This window comes from Stenotrophomonas sp. TWI700 (assembly GCF_039673645.1).
Lineage (GTDB): Bacteria > Pseudomonadota > Gammaproteobacteria > Xanthomonadales > Xanthomonadaceae > Stenotrophomonas > Stenotrophomonas maltophilia_AA.
This window is the reverse complement of record NZ_JBDJMB010000017.1, coordinates 38,509-62,027: the sequence shown is the minus strand read 5'-3', so window position 1 is coordinate 62,027 and position 23,519 is coordinate 38,509. Positions and strand designations below refer to the sequence as shown.

The following is a 23,519-nucleotide window of genomic DNA, read 5'->3' as shown; positions in this document are numbered from 1 at the left end:
TAACCAACGACGGCCGCCGAACGGCGGCCTTCCTCATTCCAGTAGTGCCGGCCGCTGGCCGGCTCCACGCAATGCGGGCCTCGCCGCATTTGGCTATTCGCTCTGCCTGGTTGGGCGATCGCTGCCATGCCCAGCCGGGACGCGCCGTAAACCCGTCCATGGGGGCTCGACGTGCGCCATCCATGGCGCCCGACGGTCCCGGCTGGGCACGGCAGCGCTCGCCCCCGACAGATTTCCTCGTCGGATGGCAGGGCAGAGCAGAGTCAATGCCGACCCGGCGCTTCGTAGCTGTTCCATGCAGGCCGACCCATTGTCAGAGGGCAGGCACGTCCACCGGCCCCGACGCCCTTGCTTTTGACTTGCGGCCGCAGCGAAAAATAAATATCCAATTGAAATGTAAGCGTTTTCCCGCCCACGCCATTTCGTTGCATCCGTTATCATGGCCGGCTGATACCCAAAGGAGCCATCGCCATGCGCCGCAAGATCGTCGCCGGTAACTGGAAGCTGCACGGCAGCCGCCAATTCGCCACCGACCTGGTCAGTGACCTGGTTGCCGACCTCCCGCTGCAGGGCGTAGAAGTCGTGGTGCTCCCACCGCTCCCGTACCTGGGTGAACTGGTCGAAGTCTTCGAGGGCCGCGCCGTCGCCTTCGGCTCCCAGGATGTCAGCAGCAACGAAAAGGGCGCCTACACCGGTGAAGTCTCGGCCACCATGCTGGCCGAAGTGGGCGCCCGCTACGGCCTGGTCGGTCACTCCGAGCGCCGCCAGTACCATGCGGAAAGCAGTGAGCTGGTCGCGCGCAAGTTCGCCGCCGCCCTGCATGCCGGCCTGACGCCCATCCTGTGCGTGGGCGAAACCCTCGAGCAGCGCGAGGCCGATCAGACCGAGGCGGTCATTGCGGCCCAGCTCGCCCCGGTGCTGGAGCTGGTCGGCGCCGCCGGCTTCGCCCAGGCCGTGGTCGCCTACGAGCCGGTCTGGGCTATCGGGACCGGCCGGACCGCCTCCAAGGAGCAGGCCCAGCAGGTCCACGCGTTCATCCGTGGCGAAGTGGCCAAGCTGGATGCTAGAATTGCGGATTCACTGTCGATCCTCTATGGCGGCAGCGTGAAGCCCGACAACGCCGCGGAACTGTTCGCACAGCCCGATGTCGATGGTGGGCTGGTGGGCGGCGCCTCGCTGGTGGCCGCGGACTTCCTTGCCATCGCTGCCGCGGCGGCGGGGCGCTAATTAGTAATGTTGCCGGCCCAACCGCCGGCACGACATGTCCGAGGACGGATTCGAAATGCTGATGTTGATCCTCAATGTGGTCTACGTGCTGGTCGCAGTGGCCATGATCGCGCTCATCCTGATGCAGCGTGGTTCCGGCGCGGCCGCAGGGTCGGGTTTCGGTGCCGGCGCCTCGGGTACCGTGTTCGGCGCGCGTGGCGCGTCCAACTTCCTGTCCAAATCGACCAAGTGGCTGGCCGTGGTGTTTTTCGGCATCAGTCTCTTCATGGCCTGGTACGCCAGCCATGGCTCGCGTCCGGCGGCGCAGCAGGACCTGGGTCTGATGTCGGCGCCGGCCGCATCCGCGCCGGCCGCACCGGCGGGCGAGCTTCCGGCCGTGCCGAAGGCCGCGGAAACCCCGGTCCAGCAGCCTGTTCCGTCGGCCACTGTGCCGGCTCAGGCGGAAACTCCGAAATCTGGTGAAGAAAAGCCTTCGGAAGGCACCCAGACTCGCTGAAGACGGTTACAATATGCGGCGCACTGGAGAACAACCGGTGCGATCGTAAGCCCAGGTGGCGGAATTGGTAGACGCACTACCTTGAGGTGGTAGCGACGAGAGTCGTAGGGGTTCGAGTCCCCTCTTGGGCACCATTTGTTTGTAAGCGGGTTCGTCTGGCGCGCAAAGCGCCAGGTAGCGGTATCCGTCCACTCCCCCATGCCAAAGCGCCTGCAGGCGCAGCGGCAGAGGCAAGAGAGAATCGCTGTGCTGGCCGAATATTTGCCGTCTCTGCTGTTTCTGATCGTTGCCACCGGTATCGGCGTTGCGCTGATGCTGGTTGGCCGATTCCTCGGTCCCCGACGTCCTGATCTGAAAAAGCTCTCGCCGTACGAATGCGGCTTCGAGGCTTTCGAGGACGCGCGCATGAAGTTCGATGTGCGCTACTACCTGATCGCGATTCAGTTCATCGTATTTGATCTGGAAATCATCTTCATCGTGCCGTGGACCCAGGTGTTCATGGAACTGGGCGCACGTTCGCTGGTCACGATGGGCCTCTTCGTAGGCATGCTTTTCCTCGGTTTCATTTACGTCTGGAAGAAGGGAGCGCTGGAATGGGAGTAATTCAGACGCTCGACGGCCTGATGAACAACCCGGTCCCGGAAGGGCGGGTCGATGACATCCTGCGCCCCGAAGGCGACAACCCCCTGCTCGAAAAGGGCTACGTGACCACCAGCGTCGATGCGCTGTTGAATTGGGCGCGTACCGGTTCGATGTGGCCGATGACCTTTGGTCTGGCCTGCTGCGCAGTGGAAATGATGCACGCCGGCGCGGCGCGCCTGGATCTTGACCGCTACGGTGTGGTGTTCCGCCCGTCGCCGCGTCAGTCCGACGTGATGATCGTGGCCGGCACCCTGGTCAACAAGATGGCTCCGGCCCTGCGCAAGGTCTATGACCAGATGCCGGACCCGAAGTGGGTCATCTCGATGGGCAGCTGCGCCAACGGTGGCGGCTACTACCACTACTCGTATGCAGTAGTGCGTGGCTGTGACCGCGTCGTGCCGGTGGACATCTATGTCCCCGGCTGCCCACCTACCGCCGAAGCGCTGGTGTACGGGATCCTGCAATTGCAGAAGAAGATCTGGCGTACGCAGACCATCGCCCGCTGACATCCCTCCTGACAAGAGCACGCCAAGCCCCCATGGCAGAGCAAGCACCTTCCTTCATCGACCGACTTTCCGCACGTTTCGCAGGTGCGCAGGTCTTCGTGGTCGAACCCCGCGGCGAAGTGACGCTGGAAGTGCCCGCCGCTGACTGGCATGCCACCGCTCTGGCGCTGCGCGACGAATTCGGCTTCGAGCAGGCGGTTGACCTGTGCGGCCTGGATTACCTCGGCTATGGCAGCGACGAATGGGATACGGCCGACGTGTCGTCCCAGGGCTTCAGCCGTGGCGTCGAGGGCAAGTCCGTCGGTCGTTTCGCCTGGGGTGAATTCCCCACCCGCGAAACCAGCGATGGCGCCCAGCCGCAGCCGATCCCGCTGCAGCGTTTCGCCGTGGTGGCCCAGCTGCGTTCCTACCAGCACAACCTCACGATGCGCATCCGTTGCTTTGCGCCGAACGAGGAACTGCCGGTGGTCGCGTCGTTGACCAACATCTGGCCGGGCCTGAACTGGTTCGAGCGCGAAGCGTTCGATCTGTTCGGCGTGATCTTCGAAGGCCACCCGGACCTGCGCCGGATCCTGACCGACTACGGTTTCGTCGGGCATCCGTTCCGCAAGGATTTCCCGCTGATCGGCAACGTTGAAGTGCGTTACGACGAAGAGAAGCAGCGCGTGATCTACGAGCCGGTGACCTCGGTCGAGCCGCGCGTCGGCGTGCCGCGTGTCATCCGTGACGACGCCCGTTTCCAGACCGCTGCCGGTGAATCCGCGCAGTCGGAGGCAAGCAAGTGAGCGAATTCACCCAGGCCCACCAGGCCTTTGCGAGCAACCCGGCCGAACTGCGCCAGGAGATCCGCAACTACACCATGAACTTCGGTCCCCAGCATCCGGCCGCGCACGGTGTGCTGCGCCTGATCCTGGAAATGGACGGCGAAACCATCATGCGTGCAGATCCGCACGTGGGTCTGCTGCACCGGGGTACCGAAAAGCTGGCCGAGTCCAAGCCGTTCAACCAGTCGATCGGCTACATGGACCGCCTGGATTACGTGTCGATGATGTGCAACGAGCACGCCTACGTGCGCGCGATCGAGACCCTGATGGGGATCGAGGCGCCGGAGCGTGCGCAGTACATCCGCACCATGTTCGACGAAATCACCCGCATCCTGAATCACCTGATGTGGCTGGGGTCCAACGCGCTCGATCTGGGCGCGATGGCGGTCATGTTGTACGCCTTCCGCGAACGCGAAGAGCTGATGGACTGCTACGAAGCGGTCTCCGGCGCGCGCATGCACGCGGCGTATTACCGTCCGGGCGGCGTCTACCGCGATCTGCCGGACCACATGCCCAAGTACAAGGAATCGCGCTGGCACAAGGGCAAGGCCCTGAAGAACCTCAACGCCTCGCGCGAAGGTTCGCTGCTGGACTTCCTGGAGAACTTCACCGTCGAGTTCCCCAAGCGCGTCGACGAATACGAAACCCTGCTGACCGACAACCGTATCTGGAAGCAGCGTACCGTCGGCATCGGTGTGGTCACCCCGGAACTGGCCCATGCGTGGGGCATGACCGGCGTGATGCTGCGCGGCTCGGGCGTTGCCTGGGATCTGCGCAAGAAGCAGCCGTATGCCAAGTACGACGCGGTCGAGTTCGACATCCCGCTCGGCAAGGAAGGTGACTGCTACGACCGTTACCTGTGCCGCGTGGCCGAGATGCGCGAATCCAACCGCATCATCAAGCAATGCGTCACCTGGCTGAAGGCCAACCCGGGCCCGGTCATGGTCAAGAACTTCAAGGTCGCGCCGCCCAGCCGCGAAGACATGAAGGACGACATGGAAGCGCTGATCCATCACTTCAAGCTGTTCAGTGAAGGCTACTGCGTCCCGGCCGGCGAAACCTACGCCGCCGTCGAAGCGCCCAAGGGCGAGTTCGGCTGCTACCTGATGTCCGATGGTGCCAACAAGCCGTTCCGCGTGCACCTGCGCGCGCCGGGCTTCGCCCATCTGTCCTCGATCGACTCGATCGTGCGCGGGCACATGCTCGCCGACGTGGTGGCCATGATCGGCACCTACGATCTGGTGTTCGGTGAGGTGGACCGGTGATCGCATCCGTCTGCACGATGCCTGACACCCGCCGGCTGCTGCCGGCGCTGCAGGTTCTGGTTTTTAACGATTTCGTATTCGCTGAGGTCGGCCGATGAAGGCGACAGGTAATTTCGAGGCGGCGCGCGACGTCGACCCGATGGTGGTCTTGAATGACAAGACCCGTGCGCACATCGATCACTGGCTGGCCAAGTTCCCGCCGGATCGCAAGCGTTCGGCTGTCCTGCAGGGCCTGCACGCCGCACAGGAACAGAATGCAGGCTGGCTGACCGACGAGTTGATCGCCGGCGTCGCCAAGTACCTGGATCTGCCGCCGGTGTGGGCCTACGAGGTCGCCAGCTTCTACTCGATGTTCGAACTGGAGAAGGTCGGCCGCCACAACGTCGCCTTCTGCACCAACATCAGCTGCTGGTTGAACGGTGCAGAGGACCTGGTCGCGCACGCCGAGAAGAAGCTCGGCTGCAAGACCGGTCAGTCCACCGCCGATGGCCGCATCTACCTCAAGCGCGAAGAAGAATGCCTGGCCGGTTGCGCCGGTGCGCCGATGATGGTCATCAACGGCCATTACCACGAGCGCCTGACCGTCGAGAAAGTCGACGAGCTGCTGGACGGGTTGGAGTAAGACATGGCACATCATCACGCACCCAGTGGTCCGGTCGGTCCCGCACCGTTGCCGCACCAGGTGGTCTACACCACCCTGCATTACGACACTCCGTGGTCGTATGAAAGCTACCTCAAGACCGGTGGCTATGCCGCCCTGCGCAAGATCCTCGAAGAGAAGATCTCGCCGGAGCAGGTCATCGAGATGGTCAAGCAGTCCAACCTGCGCGGCCGTGGCGGCGCGGGCTTCCCGACCGGCCTGAAGTGGTCCTTCATGCCCAAGGGCACCATGCAGAAGTACATCCTGTGCAACTCGGATGAATCCGAGCCGGGTACCTGCAAGGACCGCGACATCCTGCGTTACAACCCGCATTCGGTCGTGGAAGGCATGGCGATCGCCTGCTACGCCACCGGCTCGACCGTGGGCTACAACTACCTGCGTGGCGAGTTCCACCACGAGCCGTTCGAGAACTTCGAGCAGGCCCTGGCCGACGCGTACGCGAACGGCTGGCTGGGCAAGGACATCCTCGGCAGCGGCGTGGACATCGACATCTACGGTGCGCTGGGCGCCGGCGCCTACATCTGCGGCGAAGAAACCGCGCTGATGGAATCGCTGGAAGGCAAGAAAGGCCAGCCGCGCTACAAGCCGCCGTTCCCGGCCAACTTCGGCCTGTACGGCAAGCCGTCGACGATCAACAACACCGAGACCTATGCCTCGGTGCCGGCGATCATCCGCAACGGCCCGGAGTGGTTCGCAGGCCTGAGCCTGACCAAGAACGGCGGTCCGAAGATTTTCTCGGTCTCCGGTTGCGTGCAGAAGGGCGGCAACTTCGAAGTGCCGCTGGGCACCACCTTCGACGACCTGCTGGAAATGGCCGGTGGTCTGAAGCCGGGCCGCACGCTCAAGGGCGCGGTCCCGGGCGGCGTCTCGATGCCGGTGCTGAAGGCCGAAGAGCTCAAGGGCCTGCAGATGGACTACGACACCCTGCGTGCCCTGGGCACCGGTCTGGGGTCGGGCGCCATCGTGGTGCTGGATGACAGCGTCTGCTGCGTCAAGTTCGCCTGCCGCATCTCGCAGTTCTTCCACAAGGAATCCTGTGGGCAGTGCACCCCGTGCCGTGAAGGCACCGGCTGGATGCACCGCGTGCTGGAGCGCATCGTCGCCGGCAAGGCCACGATGGAAGACCTGCACCAGTTGAAGACGGTGGCCGGCCAGATTGAAGGCCACACCATCTGCGCGTTCGGTGAAGCGGCGGCATGGCCCATCCAGGGCTTCCTGCGCCAGTTCTGGGACGAATTCGAGTACTACATCGTCAACGGTCATTCGATGGTTGACGGCAAGAAGGTGGAGGCAGCCGCCGCATGAGCGCGCAACCCGTAAACCCGAGCGTGCCACCGGATCATGTGACCGTCGAAATCGACGGCCAGTCCCTGGTCGTGCCCAAGGGCTCGATGATCATCCAGGCCGCCGACAAGGCCGGCATTCCGATCCCGCGCTTCTGCTACCACGAGAAGCTGCCGATCGCCGCCAACTGCCGCATGTGCCTGGTCGACGTGGAAAAGTCGCCCAAGCCGGCGCCGGCCTGCGCCACGCCGGTCATGGATGGCATGAAGGTCGCCACCCGCAGTGAAAAGGCGCTGAAGTTCCAGCGCTCAGTGATGGAATTCCTGCTGATCAACCATCCGCTGGACTGCCCGATCTGCGATCAGGGCGGCGAGTGCGAGCTGCAGGACGTGTCGCTGGGCTATGGCCGTTCGGTCAGCCGCTTCAACGAGCGCAAGCGCGTGGTGCCCGACGAGGACATCGGTCCGCTGGTCGCCACCGAAATGACCCGCTGCATCCAGTGCACCCGCTGCGTCCGCTTCACCGCCGACGTTGCCGGTACCTATGAACTGGGCGGCATGTACCGCGGTGAGAACCTGCAGATCGGTACCTATGACGGCAAGCCGTTGACCACCGAGCTGTCCGGCAACGTCGTCGACGTCTGCCCGGTCGGCGCGCTGACCAACAAGGTGTTCCAGTTCCGCGCCCGCCCGTGGGAACTGACCGCGCGCGAATCGCTGGGCTACCACGACGCGATGGGCTCGAACCTGTTCCTTCACGTGCGTCGCGGCGAAGTGCTGCGCGTGGTGCCGCGCGACAACGAGTCGGTCAACGAATGCTGGCTGTCCGACCGCGACCGCTATTCGCACCAGGGCCTGTACAGCGAAGACCGTGCGGTCAAGCCGCTGCGCAAGGTCAATGGCGAGTGGAAGGAAGTGAGCTGGGCCGAAGGCCTGGCCGCCGCCAAGGACATCTTCGCCGCCCACCAGGGTGACGACCTCGGCGTGCTGGTGCACCCGTCGGCCTCGAACGAGGAGGGCGCACTGCTGGCCCGTCTCGCGACCGGCCTGGGCACCACGAACATCGATCACCGCATCAACAACCGTGATTTCTCCGACGCCGCCACCGCCGAAGTCTTCGGCCTGCCGTTGGCTGAGATCGAAGGCGCGGACAGCATCGTCGTGCTCGGCAGCAACATCCGCCACGAGCTGCCGCTGCTGCATGCCCGCCTGCGCAAGGCGCAGACCACGCGCAACGCGAAGATCCACGCCGTCAATCCGGTGGACTTCGATTTCGCCTTCAAGCTGGCCAGCAAGCAGATCGTCGCCCCGTCGGCCTTCATCGACGCACTGGGCAACGCCGAGCTGCGTGACGCCGTGAAGGGCGCGAGCAACGCCGTGCTGATCGTCGGTGGCATCGCCGAAAACCACCCGCAGGCCGCCGCGATCCGCGCCGCTGCGCGTGATTTCGCCGCCGCGACCGGTGCCAAGCTGTGCCGCATCCCGCAGGGCGCCAATGCCGTCGGCCTGACCCGCGCCGGCGTGCTGCCGGCCGGCAAGGACGTCAACGCCATGTTGGCCCAGCCGCGCAAGGCCTATGCCATCTACGGCATCGAGCCGGGCCTGGACTTCGCCGACGCCGCTGCTGCCCGCAAGGCGCTGGCTGGTGCCCAGGTGGTGGCGTTCAGCCAGTTCGCCTGTGCCTCGACCCGCGACGTCGCCGACGTGATCCTGCCGATCGGCGCACTGCCGGAAGTGGATGCCACCCTGACCAACCTCGATGGTCGCGAGCAGTCGGCCCGTGCCGGCGGCAAGCTGCCGGGCGAGGCGCGTGAAGGCTGGCGCGTGCTGCGTGCACTGGGCGGCGAGATGTCGCTGGCCGGTTTCGAGTTCACCGACTTGGCCGGCCTGCGCGCCAGCCTGGCCCCGGCCAGCGTCAACGTCTCGTCCTCGGCGGCAACGCCGGTCGCGGGCGAGGGCCTGGAAGTGACCTCGACCGCCGCGATCTACCGCACCGATGCGGTGGTCCGTCGCGCCCAGGCGCTGCAGTCGCATCCGCTCAACAACGCCCCGCGCATCGTGCTCAACGCCGACGACGCCGCCCGCCTGCAGTTGGTGGAAGGCCAGATGGCCAAGGTCGGCACCGATGCCGGCCGTGCCACCTTGCCGGTGGTGGTCGACGCCCGCGTTGCCGCAGGGTCGGTCTGGATTGAATCGGGCCACGGTGCAACCGCACCGCTGGGTGCCGCACGCGTAACGGTGGTGGCTGCATGAACGAATTGCTGTTGAACGCGGTCGACCCGCTGCACCAGTGGCTGCTGTCACTGGGCGACATCGGCGCGCTGCTCTGGATCATCCTGAAGATCCTGGTGATCGCCATGCCGGTGATCATCTCGGTGGCCTTCTACGTGGTCTGGGAGCGCAAGCTGATCGGCTGGATGCACGTGCGCCATGGCCCGATGTATGTCGGCATGGGCATCTTCCAGGCCTTCGCCGACGTCTTCAAACTGCTGTTCAAGGAAATCATCCAGCCGAGCAGCTCGCACAAGGCGATGTTCATCCTGGCGCCGCTGATCACGCTGGGCCCGGCCTTCGCGGCCTGGTCGGTGATTCCCTTCGACGCGCAGATCGTGCTGTCCAACGCCAACGCCGGCCTGCTGTACCTGCTGGCGATGACCTCGCTGGGCGTGTACGGCATCATCCTGGCCGGTTGGGCCTCCAACTCGAAGTACGCGTTCCTGGGTGCCATGCGCGCCTCGGCGCAGATGATCAGCTACGAAATCGCGATGGGCTTTGCCCTGGTCGGCGTGATGATCGCCTCGGGCAGCCTCAACCTGAGCAGCATCGTGATGGCGCAGGCGGGCAACTCCGGTCTGTTCGACTGGTTCCTGCTGCCGCTGTTCCCGCTGTTCATCGTGTACTGGGTGTCCGGCGTCGCCGAAACCAACCGCGCGCCGTTCGACGTCGTGGAAGGTGAATCGGAAATCGTTGCCGGCCACATGGTCGAATACTCCGGCGGTGCGTTCGCGCTGTTCTTCCTGGCCGAATACGCGAACATGATCCTGATCAGCTTCCTGATCTCGATCTTCTTCCTCGGTGGTTGGCTGAGCCCGCTCCAGGGCTGGATCACGGCAGACATCTCGCCGTGGATCGACTGGATCTGGAAGGGCGGCTGGCCGTGGCTGCTGCTGAAGGTCTTCTTCTTCGCCAGCTCCTACATCTGGTTCCGTGCCAGCTTCCCGCGCTTCCGTTACGACCAGATCATGCGTCTGGGCTGGAAGGTCTTCATCCCGCTCACCATCTTCTGGATTGCAGTGACGGCGTTGATGGTGTTTTACGGCGTGATCCAGAAGGGCGTCTAAGCGATGAACCGAATTACCCATTACTTCAAAAGCCTGCTGCTCCTTGAGCTGCTCGGTGGTCTGTGGCTGACCCTGAAGTACGCCTTCAAGCCGAAGTACACGATGATGTACCCGATGGAGAAGTTCCCGCAGTCGCCGCGTTTCCGCGGTCTGCATGCACTTCGCCGCTACCCCAACGGCGAGGAACGCTGCATCGCATGCAAATTGTGCGAAGCGGTGTGCCCGGCGCTGGCGATCACCATCGATTCGGCCAAGCGCGAGGACGGCACCCGCCGTACCACCCGTTACGACATCGATCTGTTCAAGTGCATCTTCTGCGGCTTCTGTGAAGAAAGCTGCCCGGTGGACTCGATCGTCGAGACCCACATTCTCGAGTACCACTTCGAGAACCGTGGCGAGAACATCGTTACCAAGCCGCAGCTGCTGGCCATCGGTGATCGGCTTGAAGCCGAGATCGCCGAGCGTCGCGCCGCCGATGCCGCTTTCCGCTGAGGTCGAATGATGGATTGGGTAAATATCAGTTTCTGGGTCTTCTCCATCGTGGCGGGCATTTCCGCCGCGGCGGTGATCAGCGTGCGCAATCCGGTCTATGCCGTGTTGTGCCTGATCCTGACCTTCTTCTCCGTGGCCTGCATCTGGATCCTGGTCGGGGCCGAGTTCCTCGGTGTCGCGCTGGTGCTGGTCTACGTCGGCGCGGTCATGGTGCTGTTCCTGTTCGTGGTGATGATGCTGGACATCGATCCCTCCAACCTGCGTGAGGGCTGGGTGCGTTACCTGCCGCTCGGCCTGGTGGTGGCGGTGACGATGCTCGTGCAGATGCTGGTGCTGATCGGCGTGAAGGGCAGGGCGGTCAATCCGTTCCCGGCCGACAACGCTGCCGCGCTGGCGGCTGACACCTCCAACATCACCTGGCTGGCCCGCAGCCTGTTTACCGAATACCTGCTGCCGTTCGAGTTCGCCGCCGTCATCCTGACCGTGGCCGTGGTCGCCGCCGTGATGCTGACCCTGCGTCGCCGCACCGGCCTGAAGACCCAGAACCCGTCCGAGCAGACCATGGTCAAGGGCAGCGACCGTCTGCGCATCGTCAAGATGGACGTGGAGAAGCCGGTCGTGCACACCAACATCAAGCCGTCCAGCAATGAGGAGGCGCAGCCATGATCACCCTTGGCCACATTCTGGCGCTGGGCGCGGTGCTGTTCTGCATCAGCCTCGCCGGCATCTTCCTCAACCGCAAGAACATCATCGTGCTGTTGATGTCCATCGAGTTGATGCTGCTGTCGGTCAACATCAATTTCGTCGGGTTCTCGCGTGAGATGGGTGATACGGCCGGACAGCTGTTCGTCTTCTTCATCCTGACCGTGGCCGCGGCCGAGGCCGCCATCGGCCTCGCGATCCTGGTAACCCTGTTCCGTACTCGCCGCACCATCAATGTCGGCGAAGTCGATTCGCTGAAGGGCTGATCCGTAGATGGAAATCACTCTCTCCAAGAGTCTGTTGATCGCAGTGGTGCTCGCACCGCTGTTCGGCAGCATCATCGCCGGCCTGTTCGGTCGTCAGGTCGGTCGCGCTGGCGCGCAGGCGGTCACCATCCTCGGCGTGGCGGTCAGCTGCGTGCTGTCCAGCTACGTGCTGTACATGCTGCTGTGGGGCGGTGCCCAGCCGTTCAACCAGAACATCTATACGTTCTTCGAAGTGGGCCAGTACTCGGCGCACGTCGGCTTCATGGTCGACAAGCTGACCGCGATGATGATGGTCGTGGTGACCTTCGTGTCCTTCCTGGTGCACGTGTACACCATCGGTTACATGCAGGATGACCCGGGCTACCAGCGGTTCTTCAGCTACATCTCGCTGTTCACCTTCTCGATGCTCACCCTGGTGATGAGCAACAACTTCCTGCAGCTGTTCTTCGGCTGGGAAGCGGTGGGCCTCGTCTCGTACCTGCTGATCGGCTTCTGGTTCAAGCGCCCGACCGCCATCTTCGCCAACATGAAGGCCTTCCTGGTCAACCGTGTCGGTGACTTCGGCTTCATCCTCGGCATCGCCGGCGTGTTGTGGGTGTTCGGCACCCTCGATTACGCCACCGTGTTCGCCAATGCCCAGGTGCTGGGCCACCCGGATGCGGTGATCCAGATCTGGTCGGGCACGATCGATCTGTTCGGCACCTCCATCCCGGTGATGAGCGAGCCGGTGATCTGGTCGGTCGCCACCGTGATCTGCATCTGCCTGTTCATTGGTGCGATGGGCAAGTCGGCCCAGGTGCCGCTGCACGTCTGGCTGCCGGACTCGATGGAAGGCCCGACCCCGATCTCGGCGCTGATCCACGCGGCGACCATGGTCACCGCGGGCATCTTCATGGTCACCCGCATGTCGCCGCTGTTCGAGCTGTCGCAGACCGCGCTGAACTTCGTGCTGTTCATCGGTGCCACCACCGCGTTCTTCACCGGCCTGATCGGCATCGTGCAGAACGACATCAAGCGCGTCGTCGCGTACTCCACGCTGTCCCAGCTGGGTTACATGACCGTCGCCCTGGGCGTGTCCGCGTACTCGGCGGCCGTGTTCCACCTGATGACCCACGCCTTCTTCAAGGCGCTGCTGTTCCTCGGCGCGGGCTCGGTGATCATCGCCATGCACCACGAGCAGGACATGCGCAAGATGGGCGGCCTGCGCAAGTACATGCCGATCACCTTCGTCACCATGTGGATCGGTACGCTGGCCCTGGTCGGTACCCCGTTCTTCTCCGGCTTCTACTCCAAGGACACCATCATCGAGGCCGCGCAGCACCACGCGCATGTCTCCTCGAGCTGGGTGGCGACCTACGGGTACTGGGCGGTGCTGGGTGGCGTGGTCGTGACCAGCTTCTACAGCTTCCGTCTGCTGTTCCTGACCTTCCATGGCAAGGAACGCTTCCGCGACGCGCATGATGATCATGGCCACGACGATCACCACGCCGCTGACGGGCATGCTGCCGACGCGCACCACGGTGACGCGCATCATGACGACCATGGCCACGGCCATGGCGCGCATGAGCCGCACGAAACCCCGTGGGTGGTGACGCTGCCGCTGATCCTGCTGGCGATCCCCTCGATGGTCATCGGTTTCTTCAGCATTGGTCCGATGCTGTACGGCACCGACTGGGCCGGCCACCACGCCGAGACCGCCATTCCGGGCCAGGCGCATTCGTTCTTCACCGGCATCGTCGACTTCTACGTCCCGGCGCGTGACACCATCGGTGCGCTGGCCGAAGAGTTCCACGGCCCGGTTGCCTTCGCGATCCACGGCATGATGGCCCCGGCCTTCATCCTGACGGTGGTGGGCTTCCTGCTGGCAGCGCTGTTCTACCTGTGGAAGCCGGAACTGGCCGGCAAGGCCCGCAAGACCTTCGCGCCGATCGTGTCGGTGCTGGAGAACAAGTACGGCTTCGACAAGCTCTGGATCGGCGGTTTCGCCGGCGGCGGTATCAAGCTCGGCAAGGTTTCGCGCGCGATCGACACGAATGTGGTCGATGGTGTGGTGGTCAACGGTTCGGCGCGCCTGATCGATCTGGCGGCCAACCTGCTGCGTCGCACCCAATCCGGTTTCCTCTATCACTACGCCTTCGCGATGATCATCGGCCTGATTGCCCTTCTGGGCGTCCTGATGCATTACCTGCGTTGATGACCTGTACGGAATAAGAAGACGTGTCGAACTGGCCCCTACTTAGTGTTCTCATCTGGCTGCCGATCATCGGCGGTGCATTGATCCTTGCCATCCGGGATGCCCAAACCGCCCGGTGGGCGTCCCTGGGCGTCGCGGTGCTGACCTTCGTGGCCAGCCTGTCGCTGCTCAGCGGCTATGACACGGGAATCGACGCGCTGCAGTTCGTCGAGACCCGCGCCTGGATCCCCGCCTACGACATCGGTTACAACCTCGGCGTCGACGGCATCGCGATCGCGCTGATCCTGCTGACCACCCTGGTCTCGGTGCTGGCCCTGATCGGTGCCTGGAGCGCGATCGACAAGCGCGTGAACCAGTACGTGGCCGCCTTCCTGATCCTGGAAGGCGTCACCGTCGGTATCTTCTCGGCGACGGACGCGATGCTGTTCTACGTGTTCTTCGAAGCGATGTTGATCCCGATGTTCCTGATCATCGGTGTCTGGGGCGGCCCGCGCCGCATCTACGCCGCGCTGAAGTTCTTCCTCTACACCTTCCTCGGCTCGGTGCTGATGCTGGTGGCGCTGATCTACCTGTACCTGAAGGGCGGCAGCTTCCAGCTGGCCGACCTGTACCAGCTGCAGCTGTCGGGCAAGGAACAGACCTGGATCTTCTTCGCCTTCCTGATCGCCTTCGCGGTCAAGGTGCCGATGTTCCCGGTCCACACCTGGCTGCCGGACGCCCACGTGGAAGCGCCGACCGCCGGTTCGGTGATCCTGGCGGCGATCGCCCTGAAGATCGGTGGCTACGGCTTCCTGCGCTTCAACCTGCCGATCGTGCCGGACGCCTCGCACGAGTGGGCCTGGCTGGTGATCGCGCTGTCGCTGGTGGCAGTGATCTACGTCGGCCTGGTCGCCCTGGTGCAGGACGACATGAAGAAGCTGATCGCCTATTCGTCGATCGCGCACATGGGCTTCGTGACCCTGGGTACCTTCATCGCCATGTGGCTGGTGCGTGACGCCGGCAACCCGGATGCGGCCCGCCTGGGCCTGCAGGGTGCGATGGTGCAGATGGTCTCGCACGGCTTCGTGTCCGGTGCGATGTTCTCCTGCGTCGGCGTGCTCTACGACCGCATGCACAGCCGCCGCATCGCCGATTACGGCGGCGTGGTGAACGTGATGCCCTGGTTCGCCACCTTCGCCATGCTGTTCTTCATGGCCAATGCCGGCCTGCCGGGTACCAGCGGTTTCGTCGGTGAGTTCATGATCATCATGGCCAGCTTCCAGCGCAATCCGTGGCTGGCACTCGGCGCGGCGAGCACCCTGGTGATCACCGCGGCGTATACGCTGTGGCTGTACAAGCGCGTGTTCTTCGGTGAAGTGGCCAATGCCCATGTCGCCGAACTGAAGGACATCAACGGTCGCGAGTGGCTGGTGTTGGGTGTATTCGCCGTGGGCACCCTTGCCCTGGGTCTGTACCCCAAGCCGCTGACCGACCTGATGGAGCCCTCGATCGCGAAGCTGGCGATGCAGATCGCATCCAGCAAGCTGCTGTAATCGGGCCGTCGAGAGTATTGATTCCAGGATTTGATGATGACCACCTCGCCGCTGTTGCCACTGACCGCCGCTGACCTCCCGCCGCTCGCTCCCGAGCTGGTGCTGGTCGGCAGTGCGTTCGCCCTGTTGATGCTTGATCTTTTCATCAGTGAGAAGAACAAGATCTGGACCCACCTGTTCTCGATCGCTGCGCTGGCGGTCGTGTTCTTCATGCTCGCCACCGGAGTGGGCGGGCAGGGCGAGGTCTTCCACGGCATGTTCGTCCGCGACAACGCGGCCGACGTGATGAAGACCGTGATCGTGCTGTGCAGCGGGCTGACCCTGATCTACGGCTGGAGCTACCTGCGCGAGCGCAAGCTCTACCAGGGTGAGATTCCGGTGCTGATCCTGTTCGCCACCGCGGGCATGATGATCCTGGTCTCGGCCGGCAGCCTGCTGATGGTCTACCTGGGCCTGGAACTGCTGGCCCTGTGCTCCTACGCACTGGTCGCCAGCAACCGTGAGAACGGCTTGGCCTCGGAAGCGGCGATGAAGTACATCGTGCTGGGTTCGCTGGCCTCGGGCCTGCTGCTGTACGGCATGTCGCTGATCTACGGCGCCACCGGCTCGCTGCACCTGGACGCCATCAATGCGGCCATCCCGCACACCGAAGAGAAGATGCTGCTGCTGACCGGCGCGGTGTTCATGATCGCCGGCGTGGCCTTCAAGCTCGGTGCGGCCCCGTTCCACATGTGGCTGCCCGACGTGTACCAGGGTGCTCCGGCACCGGTCGCGCTGTTCATCAGCTCGGCCCCGAAGCTGGCTGCGTTCGGCATGGCCTACCGCCTGCTGGAAATGGGCGTGGGTCCGCTGGCCGACGAGTGGAAGTACCTGATCGGTGGCCTGGCCGCACTGTCGCTGGTCATCGGCAACCTGATGGCGATCGCGCAGACCAACCTCAAGCGCATGCTGGCCTTCTCGACCGTCTCGCACATCGGCTTCCTGCTGATGGGCATGGCCGGGGGTGGCGAGCGGGGCTACTCGGCGGCGCTGTTCTACGCCCTGAGCTACGCGATCATGTCCACCGCGGCGTTCGGCGCGATCATCGCGTTGTCGCGCAATGGCTTTGAAGCCGAGAAGATCGAAGACTTCAAGGGCCTCAATGCCCGCAACCCGTGGATGGCCGGCCTGGTGCTGTGCATCATGGCGTCGCTGGCAGGCATTCCGCCGTTCCTGGGCTTCTGGACCAAGCTGGCCGTGCTCGGCGCGGCGATCCAGGGCGACATGCTGTGGCTGGCCATGGTCGGTGTGATCTGCGCCGTGATCGGCTGCTTCTACTACCTGCGCGTCATCAAGGTCATGTACTTCGATGAGCCGGTGGGCGAGCCGCTGCCGGCCAACAACGACCGCGTGCTGGGCGTGGTGCTGGGCGTGAATGCGCTGGCGCTGCTGGCGCTCGGCGTGGCGTGGAACCCGATCATGGTGTGGTGCCAGCAGGCATTTGCACATATTTCGTAAAAAACGATACAAACGTGCGCAACTCGTGTAATATTCATCTCCTGAGTTGTTGATGCAGCGGTTTCGCCAGAACATCGTTGCTAGGAAGTCCCCCGGGTCTTCCGCACTCATCCGCTTCTGCTGCGGGGTGGAGCAGTCTGGCAGCTCGTCGGGCTCATAACCCGAAGGTCGCAGGTTCAAATCCTGCCCCCGCTACCATATAGCTCCGGTGCAAGCCGGAGGCAGTGGACGAATCAAGCGATACCGGAAACGGTGTCGCTTTTTTCGTTCCAGGGTTCGGCTCGCGCTGGTTGTTTGGCGTTGGCGTTGGCGTTGGCGTTGGCCAATGGCTGTCGCACAGCAAATGTTTCAAAGGGGTTGCACGGGAACTCAAACTCCCTTACAATTCCGCTTCTGCTGCGGGGTGGAGCAGTCTGGCAGCTCGTCGGGCTCATAACCCGAAGGTCGCAGGTTCAAATCCTGCCCCCGCTACCACAGAAAATCTGCAGTGCAGATGCAGTAGACGAAAAGGCGATCTCGGCAACGAGGTCGCTTTTTTCGTTATGGCATCGCCCAGCTTTTGCTGTGCCTTTGCACCTGACCTCGATGACTGACCTGCCATGTGTGCAGGCGGCGGTTGGGGCAGGTTGGCGGGACCATTGGGGCGACATGGATGTCGCCCATGAGCCCCCAAGGGTGAGAGCGCATTGCTTGCGAGGCACTGCCTCGCATGCGCTCGAACGCACAGCCGCCAGCGGCTGGGCCGGACCGCGGAGCGGGGTTCACGGCGCTTCCCGCGGACCTGCCTGCACCGATGCCCTCGACGAAAGCCTAAACAGCCCGCCTCCGCTGTTCAGCTTTCCGAATAGAGGCACCAGTAGCCACCCCAACCATTGCACCAGCGCGGTGCAACGGCTATCATCAGTGGCTTAGCGGACTGTCTACTCATATCCCCTCAACGGATATGAACAGGCCCCGCAACCGGCTTCCAGGAACGGCAACCTGTACCCAGGCCGCCGTGACCCCCGGAACGCTGGGCTCGCAGACGCGCACCACGTGCGCATCTGCACCGGAATCCAGCATGACCGGAGTTGTACCGGACAGGGGCCCAACGGGCCCTTTGTTGTTTCCGGAAGGTGGTCCATGCAATGGACCAGACCGTATTTCTTTTCAACGAATCAAGGCCGACTGTGAGCGACAAGGCAACCGAAATCGCGAATCTGCTCGCCCCCACCGTTCAGTCGCTGGGTCTCGAGCTGCTGGGCGTGGAGTATCTGACCGCACCGGGCGGCGCAACGCTGCGCCTGTACATCGACGTGCCGCTGGCCGAACAACCCGAGCGCATCGTCAACATCGACGACTGCGAGCGCGTCAGCCGCGAAGTGTCCGCCCAGCTGGACGTCGAAGACCCGATCACGGCGAACTACACGCTGGAAGTGTCTTCGCCGGGCGTGGATCGCCCGCTGTTCACCGGCGCGCAGTTCGAGCGCGCCATCGGCGAATCCGCCAAGGTGACGCTGAGCCTGCCGCAGGACGGCCGTCGCCGTCTGCAGGGCGAGATCCTCGCCGTGGATATCGAACAGGGCACGGTGACCTTCAAGGTCGACAATGCTCCGTTCACCGCCGACATCGAGAACATCGACAAGGCACGCATCATGCCGGACTGGGCCGCCCTCGGCCTGGCTCCGACCAAACCGACTGGCCCGGCACCCAAACAGGGTGGCAAGGCGAACAAGAAACCATCCAACGAGCCGGCGGCCAAAAAGCCGCGCGCGGAGTGAGCCAATGAGCAAGGAACTTTTGCTGGTAGTGGATGCGGTCGCCAACGAAAAAGGCGTCCCGCGCGAAGTCATCTTCGATGCCATCGAGGCCGCGTTGGCTTCGGCTGCCAAAAAGCGTTACCCGGAAGAAGAAGTGCTGGCCCGTGTGTCGATCGACCACAAGGACGGCAACTACGAAACCTTCCGCCGCTGGGAAGTGGTGGCCGATGACGTGGTCATGGAGTCTCCGGACCGCCAGATCCGTCTGATGGACGCCATCGATGAAGCCGACGGCGTGGAAGTCGGCGATTTCATCGAAGAGCAGATTGAAAACCCGGACTTCGGCCGTATCGCCGCACAGGCCGCCAAGCAGGTGATCGTCCAGCGCGTGCGCGAGGCCGAGCGTCAGCAGGTGGTCGATGCGTGGAAGGATCGCGTCGGCGAACTGGTCACCGGTGTGGTCAAGCGCGCCGAGCGCGGCAACATCTATGTGGACCTGGGCGGCAACGCCGAGGCCTTCATCCCGAAGGACAAGGGCATTCCGCGCGACGTACTGCGCGCTGGCGACCGCGTGCGCGGTTACCTGGCCGAAGTCCGTTCGGAACCGCGTGGCCCGCAGCTGTTCATCAGCCGCGCCGCCCCGGAATTCATGATCGAACTGTTCAAGCTCGAAGTGCCGGAAGTCGGCCAGGGCCTGGTCGAGATCAAGGCCTGTGCACGTGATCCGGGCGACCGCGCCAAGATCGCCGTGCTGGCCCACGATTCGCGTACCGATCCGATCGGTGCCTGCATCGGCATGCGCGGTTCGCGCGTGCAGGCCGTGTCCAACGAGCTCAATGGCGAGCGCGTGGACATCGTGCTGTGGAACGAGAACCCCGCCAACTTCGTCATCAATGCGATGGCGCCGGCGGAAGTGCAGTCGATCATCGTCGATGAAGAAAAGCACTCGATGGACCTGGCCGTGGCGGAAGAGCGCCTGGCCCAGGCGATCGGCAAGGGCGGTCAGAACGTCCGTCTTGCCAGCCGCCTGACCGGTTGGCAGCTCAATGTAATGACCCAGGACCAGGTGACCGCCAAGTCCGAGGCAGAGCAGACCGTTGCCCGCCAGCTGTTCATGGACAAGCTGGAAGTGGATGAAGAAATCGCCGCCATCCTGGTGACCGAAGGCTTCAACACCGTGGAAGAAATCGCCTACGTCCCGGTCGGCGAACTGCTGGCCGTGGAAGGCTTCGACGAAGACATCGTCGAAGAGCTGCGTGCCCGTGCCCGCGATGCGCTGCTCAACGAAGCGCTGGCGGTGGAAGAAGGTCTGGAAGACGGCTCGCCGTCGGAAGACCTGCTCGCCCTGGAAGGCATGGACGAGGCGACCGCCTACGCCCTGGCCGGTCATGGCGTGCGTACCAGTGAGGACCTGTCGGACCTGGCCGCCGACGAGATCCTCGAGTTCGGCATCGAGGACATGGACCAGGAGCGCGCCGCCGCCCTGATCCTTGCCGCCCGAGCCGAGGAGATCGCCCGCCTGGAGCGCGGCGAATGAGCCAGCGATGAACAGTGCCCTGACCCGCTCAGGGCTTAGACTCCGCGCTGCCTTCGCACGTTTCGAGGGAGCGCCAACCAGATCATAGGATCCGAATGTCGCAGCAAACCACCATCCGCAAGCTTGCCGAACTGGTCAATACCCCGGTCGATAAACTGCTCGTACAACTTGCCGAAGCCGGCATGAAGTTCAGCGGTCCCGACCAGGTCGTGACCAGTACCGAGAAGGTGAAGCTCCTGGGCTTCCTTCGTCGCTCGCACGGCAAGACCGAGCAGCCCGTCGAGAGCACCGACGAAGCCGCCAAGAAGATCACCCTGAACCGTCGCAAGTTGCAGGAAGTGACCGTCAGCGCCGGCCGCAGCAAGACCACCGTCAACGTGGAAGTGCGCCAGAAGCGTACCTACATGAAGGACGCCAGCGGCAAGCCGATGACCGCGGATGAGGAGCGCGCCGACATCCTGCGCAAGCTGGAGGAATCCCGCCAGCGCAATCTGGACGAGCAGCGCGCACTGGCCGAGAAGGACCGTGCGCGCGATGAAGAAATCGCCCGCAAGCGTCAGGAAGAAATCGACGCCAAGGAACGTGCCGAAGCCGAGCGCAAGGCGGCCGAAGCCGCTGCCGAAGCGGCCAAGAACGCACCGCCGGCTCCGGCCCCGGTTGCGGCCAAGTCTGCTGCTGCCGATGCACCGGCCCGCAATGCGCGTCCGGCTGCACCGTCGACTGCCCGTCCGGCACCGCGTTCGGACGATCGCAACTCGAACAACAACAACAACCGTCCGGGCGCCAAGCGCGACGACGATGGTGGCAACCGCTTCGCCGGTCAGCTGCATCTGTCGGCCGCCGATCGTGCCCGCCGCGGCAACAACAGCAACTCGCGCGGTCGTCCGACCGGGCGCGTGCAGCACGGCAGCCGCCGTGACAGCAACCAGTCGCGCAGCGGCGGTGGTGCCCATGGCTTCGAACGTCCGGTCGCTCCGATCGTGCGTGACGTGACCATCGGCGACACCATCACCGTCGCCGATCTGGCCCAGAAGCTGGCCGTCAAGGGCGGCGATGTGGTCAAGGCGCTGTTCAAGATGGGCGTCATGGCGACCATCACCCAGACCATCGACCACGATACTGCCGCGCTGGTGACCGAAGAACTCGGCCACAACGTGATCCGTGCCAACACCAACGACGCCGAAGACGCGCTGCTGGCGCTGGCCGGTGGCAACCAGGGCGAGCCGGTGGCACGTCCGCCGGTCGTCACCATCATGGGCCACGTCGATCACGGCAAGACCTCGCTGCTGGATTACATCCGCCGCACCAAGGTCGCCACGGGCGAAGCCGGTGGCATCACCCAGCACATCGGTGCGTACCACGTTGAAACGCCGAAGGGCGTGATCAGCTTCCTGGATACCCCGGGCCACGCGGCGTTTACGTCCATGCGTGCCCGCGGTGCCAAGCTGACCGACATCGTGGTGCTGGTGGTGGCTGCCGACGACGGCGTCATGCCGCAGACCAAGGAAGCCATCCAGCACGCCCGTTCGGCGGGTGTGCCGCTGATCGTGGCGATCAACAAGATCGACAAGTCCGGCGCCGATCCGATGCGCGTCAAGAACGAGCTGCTCACTGAGCAGGTCGTGTCCGAAGACTTCGGTGGCGACACCCAGATGGTCGAAATCTCGGCCAAGGCTGGCCTGGGCATCGACGACCTGCTGGATGCGATCTCGATCCAGGCCGAACTGCTGGAACTGAAGGCCGTGGCCGACGGTCGCGCCACCGGCGTGGTCATCGAGTCCTCGCTGGACAAGGGTCGCGGCCCGATCGCCACCGTGCTGGTGCAGCAGGGTTCGCTGAAGAAGGGCGATTACCTGGTCTGCGGTATCCAGTACGGCCGCGTGCGCGCCCTGTTCGACGAAACCGGCGCACAGCCTGACCAGGCGGGTCCGTCGATTCCGGTGCAGGTGCTGGGTCTGTCCGGCGTGCCGGATGCCGGCGATGACTTCGTCGTGGTTGAAGACGAGCGTCTGGCCAAGGACGTCGCGCAGCAGCGCGAAACCAAGCGCCGTGAATCGCGCCTGGTGCAGTCTGCCGGCAGCCGCATGGAAGACATCATGGCGACCCTGGGCAAGGGCGATGGCCAGCAGGTGCTGAACCTGGTGATCAAGGCCGACGTGCAGGGTTCGGTGCAGGCGCTGAGCCAGGCACTGGTCGCGCTGTCCAACGATGACATCCGCATCAACGTGATCCACTCCGGCGTGGGCGGCATCACCGAGTCGGACGCCAACTCGGCGGTTGCCTCCAAGGCCACCGTGATCGGCTTCAACGTGCGTGCCGACGCCTCCGCGCGTCGCATCATCGAGTCCAACGGCGTGGACCTGCGTTACTTCTCGATCATCTATGACGTGATCGATCAGGTGAAGCAGGTGGCATCCGGTCTGCTCGGCGTGGAAATCCGCGAAGAGATCATCGGTATCGCCCAGGTCCGCGATGTGTTCCGCAGCTCGAAGTTCGGTGCGGTCGCAGGCTGCATGATCATCGAAGGTACGGTGAAGCGCAGCAAGCCGATCCGCGTCCTGCGCGACAGCGTCGTGGTCTTCGAAGGCGAGCTGGAATCGCTGCGTCGCTTCAAGGAGAACGTCGAGGAAGTCCGCAACGGTACCGAATGCGGTATCGGCGTGAAGGCTTACAACGACGTCAAGCCGGGTGACCAGATCGAGTGCTTCGAGCGTATCGAAGTGCCGCGCACCCTGTAATGTTCCAGGCCGGGCCGCATCACGCGGTCCGGCTTTTTCGCTTACGCATTACCCTTCAAGACGAGTCCGCCTACCGTGCCAAAGACCTTCCATCGAACCGACCGTGTTTCCGCCCAGATCCGCCGCGAACTGGGGACGCTCGTGCACAACGCCGTGCGTGTACACGGCCTGCCTTCGGTGAGCGTCTCGGACGTGGAAATCACCCGTGACATGGCGCATGCCAAGATTTTCGTCACGGCACTGATGCCCGAACGTTCGGTGGAAGCGATGAAGGGCCTGAAGGAACTGGCCTGGGAATTGCGCATGGAGCTGGCGCGTGCGATGAAGCTGCGCCACGTGCCGGAGCTGCACTTCCACTACGATGATTCGGTGGACCGCGGTGAGCGCATCGACAACATCCTGCGCGACCTGCCCGATACGCTGGCGGCAGAGAAGAGCCGGCAGGGTGATGAAGGCGATGAAGGTGTCGAAGACGACACCGACGAAGGCGAAAAGAAAGTCTGATGGACCAACAGCCCGAAAGGGCTGTTGTCTTATGGGGCGGGGCCTGTCGCAGCGCGACCGCTCCGCCGGAGGC

At 63.9% G+C, this 23,519-nt stretch carries 20 protein-coding genes and 3 tRNA genes; all 23 read left to right on the top strand.

The window, feature by feature from the left end:
• Positions 1-471: 471 nt before the first annotated feature.
• The 23 genes from tpiA to rbfA all read left to right on the top strand — a co-directional run bounded on the left by tpiA (position 472) and on the right by rbfA (position 23,446).
• Positions 472-1,227, top strand: a complete 756-nt coding sequence (gene tpiA, locus ABE473_RS13045; RefSeq protein WP_346489755.1) for a triose-phosphate isomerase — start codon at positions 472-474, stop codon at positions 1,225-1,227.
• 55 nt (positions 1,228-1,282) lie between these two features.
• Complete coding sequence (secG, locus tag ABE473_RS13040; protein WP_346489754.1) at positions 1,283-1,723, top strand: preprotein translocase subunit SecG; 441 nt, start codon at positions 1,283-1,285, stop codon at positions 1,721-1,723.
• A gap of 49 nt (positions 1,724-1,772) precedes the next feature.
• A tRNA-Leu gene (locus ABE473_RS13035) sits at positions 1,773-1,857 on the top strand.
• A gap of 112 nt (positions 1,858-1,969) precedes the next feature.
• Positions 1,970-2,326, top strand: coding sequence for an NADH-quinone oxidoreductase subunit A (locus tag ABE473_RS13030; protein WP_026069699.1), 357 nt, complete (start codon positions 1,970-1,972; stop codon positions 2,324-2,326).
• Positions 2,317-2,871 carry an NADH-quinone oxidoreductase subunit B gene (locus ABE473_RS13025; protein WP_019182677.1) on the top strand — a complete coding sequence of 185 codons (555 nt, stop codon included), beginning with the start codon at positions 2,317-2,319 and terminating at the stop codon, positions 2,869-2,871. Before ABE473_RS13030 ends, ABE473_RS13025 begins: the two co-directional genes overlap by 10 nt.
• A 32-nt stretch (positions 2,872-2,903) precedes the next feature.
• Positions 2,904-3,656: an NADH-quinone oxidoreductase subunit C gene (locus ABE473_RS13020; protein WP_346489753.1), complete on the top strand. Its 753-nt coding sequence runs from the start codon at positions 2,904-2,906 to the stop codon at positions 3,654-3,656.
• Positions 3,653-4,960, top strand: a complete 1,308-nt coding sequence (locus ABE473_RS13015) for an NADH-quinone oxidoreductase subunit D (protein ID WP_346489752.1) — start codon at positions 3,653-3,655, stop codon at positions 4,958-4,960. Before ABE473_RS13020 ends, ABE473_RS13015 begins: the two co-directional genes overlap by 4 nt.
• A 94-nt stretch (positions 4,961-5,054) precedes the next feature.
• Positions 5,055-5,582: an NADH-quinone oxidoreductase subunit NuoE gene (gene nuoE, locus ABE473_RS13010; RefSeq protein WP_121038421.1), complete on the top strand. Its 528-nt coding sequence runs from the start codon at positions 5,055-5,057 to the stop codon at positions 5,580-5,582.
• 3 nt (positions 5,583-5,585) lie between these two features.
• On the top strand, positions 5,586-6,926 hold the full coding sequence (nuoF, locus tag ABE473_RS13005) for an NADH-quinone oxidoreductase subunit NuoF (RefSeq protein WP_123730636.1): 1,341 nt from the start codon (positions 5,586-5,588) through the stop codon (positions 6,924-6,926).
• Positions 6,923-9,157, top strand: a complete 2,235-nt coding sequence (gene nuoG / locus ABE473_RS13000; protein ID WP_346489751.1) for an NADH-quinone oxidoreductase subunit NuoG — start codon at positions 6,923-6,925, stop codon at positions 9,155-9,157. Before nuoF ends, nuoG begins: the two co-directional genes overlap by 4 nt.
• The gene (gene nuoH / locus ABE473_RS12995) at positions 9,154-10,245 is read left to right on the top strand and encodes an NADH-quinone oxidoreductase subunit NuoH (protein WP_121038412.1); all 1,092 of its coding nucleotides are present in this window, start codon (positions 9,154-9,156) and stop codon (positions 10,243-10,245) included. The genes nuoG and nuoH overlap by 4 nt, the downstream gene beginning before the upstream one ends.
• 3 nt (positions 10,246-10,248) lie before the next feature.
• Positions 10,249-10,737 carry an NADH-quinone oxidoreductase subunit NuoI gene (gene nuoI / locus ABE473_RS12990; protein ID WP_121038409.1) on the top strand — a complete coding sequence of 163 codons (489 nt, stop codon included), beginning with the start codon at positions 10,249-10,251 and terminating at the stop codon, positions 10,735-10,737.
• A 9-nt stretch (positions 10,738-10,746) separates the two neighbouring features.
• Positions 10,747-11,403 (top strand): NADH-quinone oxidoreductase subunit J, encoded by a 657-nt coding sequence (locus ABE473_RS12985; protein ID WP_121041162.1) that lies wholly within the window; start codon positions 10,747-10,749, stop codon positions 11,401-11,403.
• On the top strand, positions 11,400-11,705 hold the full coding sequence (gene nuoK / locus ABE473_RS12980; protein ID WP_019182685.1) for an NADH-quinone oxidoreductase subunit NuoK: 306 nt from the start codon (positions 11,400-11,402) through the stop codon (positions 11,703-11,705). The genes ABE473_RS12985 and nuoK overlap by 4 nt, the downstream gene beginning before the upstream one ends.
• A gap of 7 nt (positions 11,706-11,712) precedes the next feature.
• Positions 11,713-13,899, top strand: coding sequence for an NADH-quinone oxidoreductase subunit L (nuoL, locus tag ABE473_RS12975; RefSeq protein WP_346489750.1), 2,187 nt, complete (start codon positions 11,713-11,715; stop codon positions 13,897-13,899).
• A gap of 23 nt (positions 13,900-13,922) precedes the next feature.
• Positions 13,923-15,431: an NADH-quinone oxidoreductase subunit M gene (locus ABE473_RS12970; protein WP_019182687.1), complete on the top strand. Its 1,509-nt coding sequence runs from the start codon at positions 13,923-13,925 to the stop codon at positions 15,429-15,431.
• Between the two features lie 36 nt (positions 15,432-15,467).
• Positions 15,468-16,928, top strand: a complete 1,461-nt coding sequence (nuoN, locus tag ABE473_RS12965) for an NADH-quinone oxidoreductase subunit NuoN (RefSeq protein WP_176989302.1) — start codon at positions 15,468-15,470, stop codon at positions 16,926-16,928.
• 121 nt (positions 16,929-17,049) lie between these two features.
• A tRNA-Met gene (locus ABE473_RS12960) sits at positions 17,050-17,126 on the top strand.
• A 199-nt stretch (positions 17,127-17,325) separates the two neighbouring features.
• Positions 17,326-17,402: transfer RNA gene (locus ABE473_RS12955), tRNA-Met, on the top strand.
• Between the two features lie 695 nt (positions 17,403-18,097).
• Positions 18,098-18,688, top strand: coding sequence for a ribosome maturation factor RimP (rimP, locus tag ABE473_RS12950; protein WP_176989303.1), 591 nt, complete (start codon positions 18,098-18,100; stop codon positions 18,686-18,688).
• 4 nt (positions 18,689-18,692) lie between these two features.
• Positions 18,693-20,204, top strand: coding sequence for a transcription termination factor NusA (nusA, locus tag ABE473_RS12945; RefSeq protein WP_176989304.1), 1,512 nt, complete (start codon positions 18,693-18,695; stop codon positions 20,202-20,204).
• 95 nt (positions 20,205-20,299) lie between these two features.
• Positions 20,300-22,942 carry a translation initiation factor IF-2 gene (infB, locus tag ABE473_RS12940; protein WP_346489749.1) on the top strand — a complete coding sequence of 881 codons (2,643 nt, stop codon included), beginning with the start codon at positions 20,300-20,302 and terminating at the stop codon, positions 22,940-22,942.
• Positions 22,943-23,017: 75 nt separating this feature from the next.
• Positions 23,018-23,446, top strand: a complete 429-nt coding sequence (rbfA, locus tag ABE473_RS12935) for a 30S ribosome-binding factor RbfA (protein WP_176989306.1) — start codon at positions 23,018-23,020, stop codon at positions 23,444-23,446.
• The last annotated feature ends 73 nt before the right edge of the window (positions 23,447-23,519 follow it).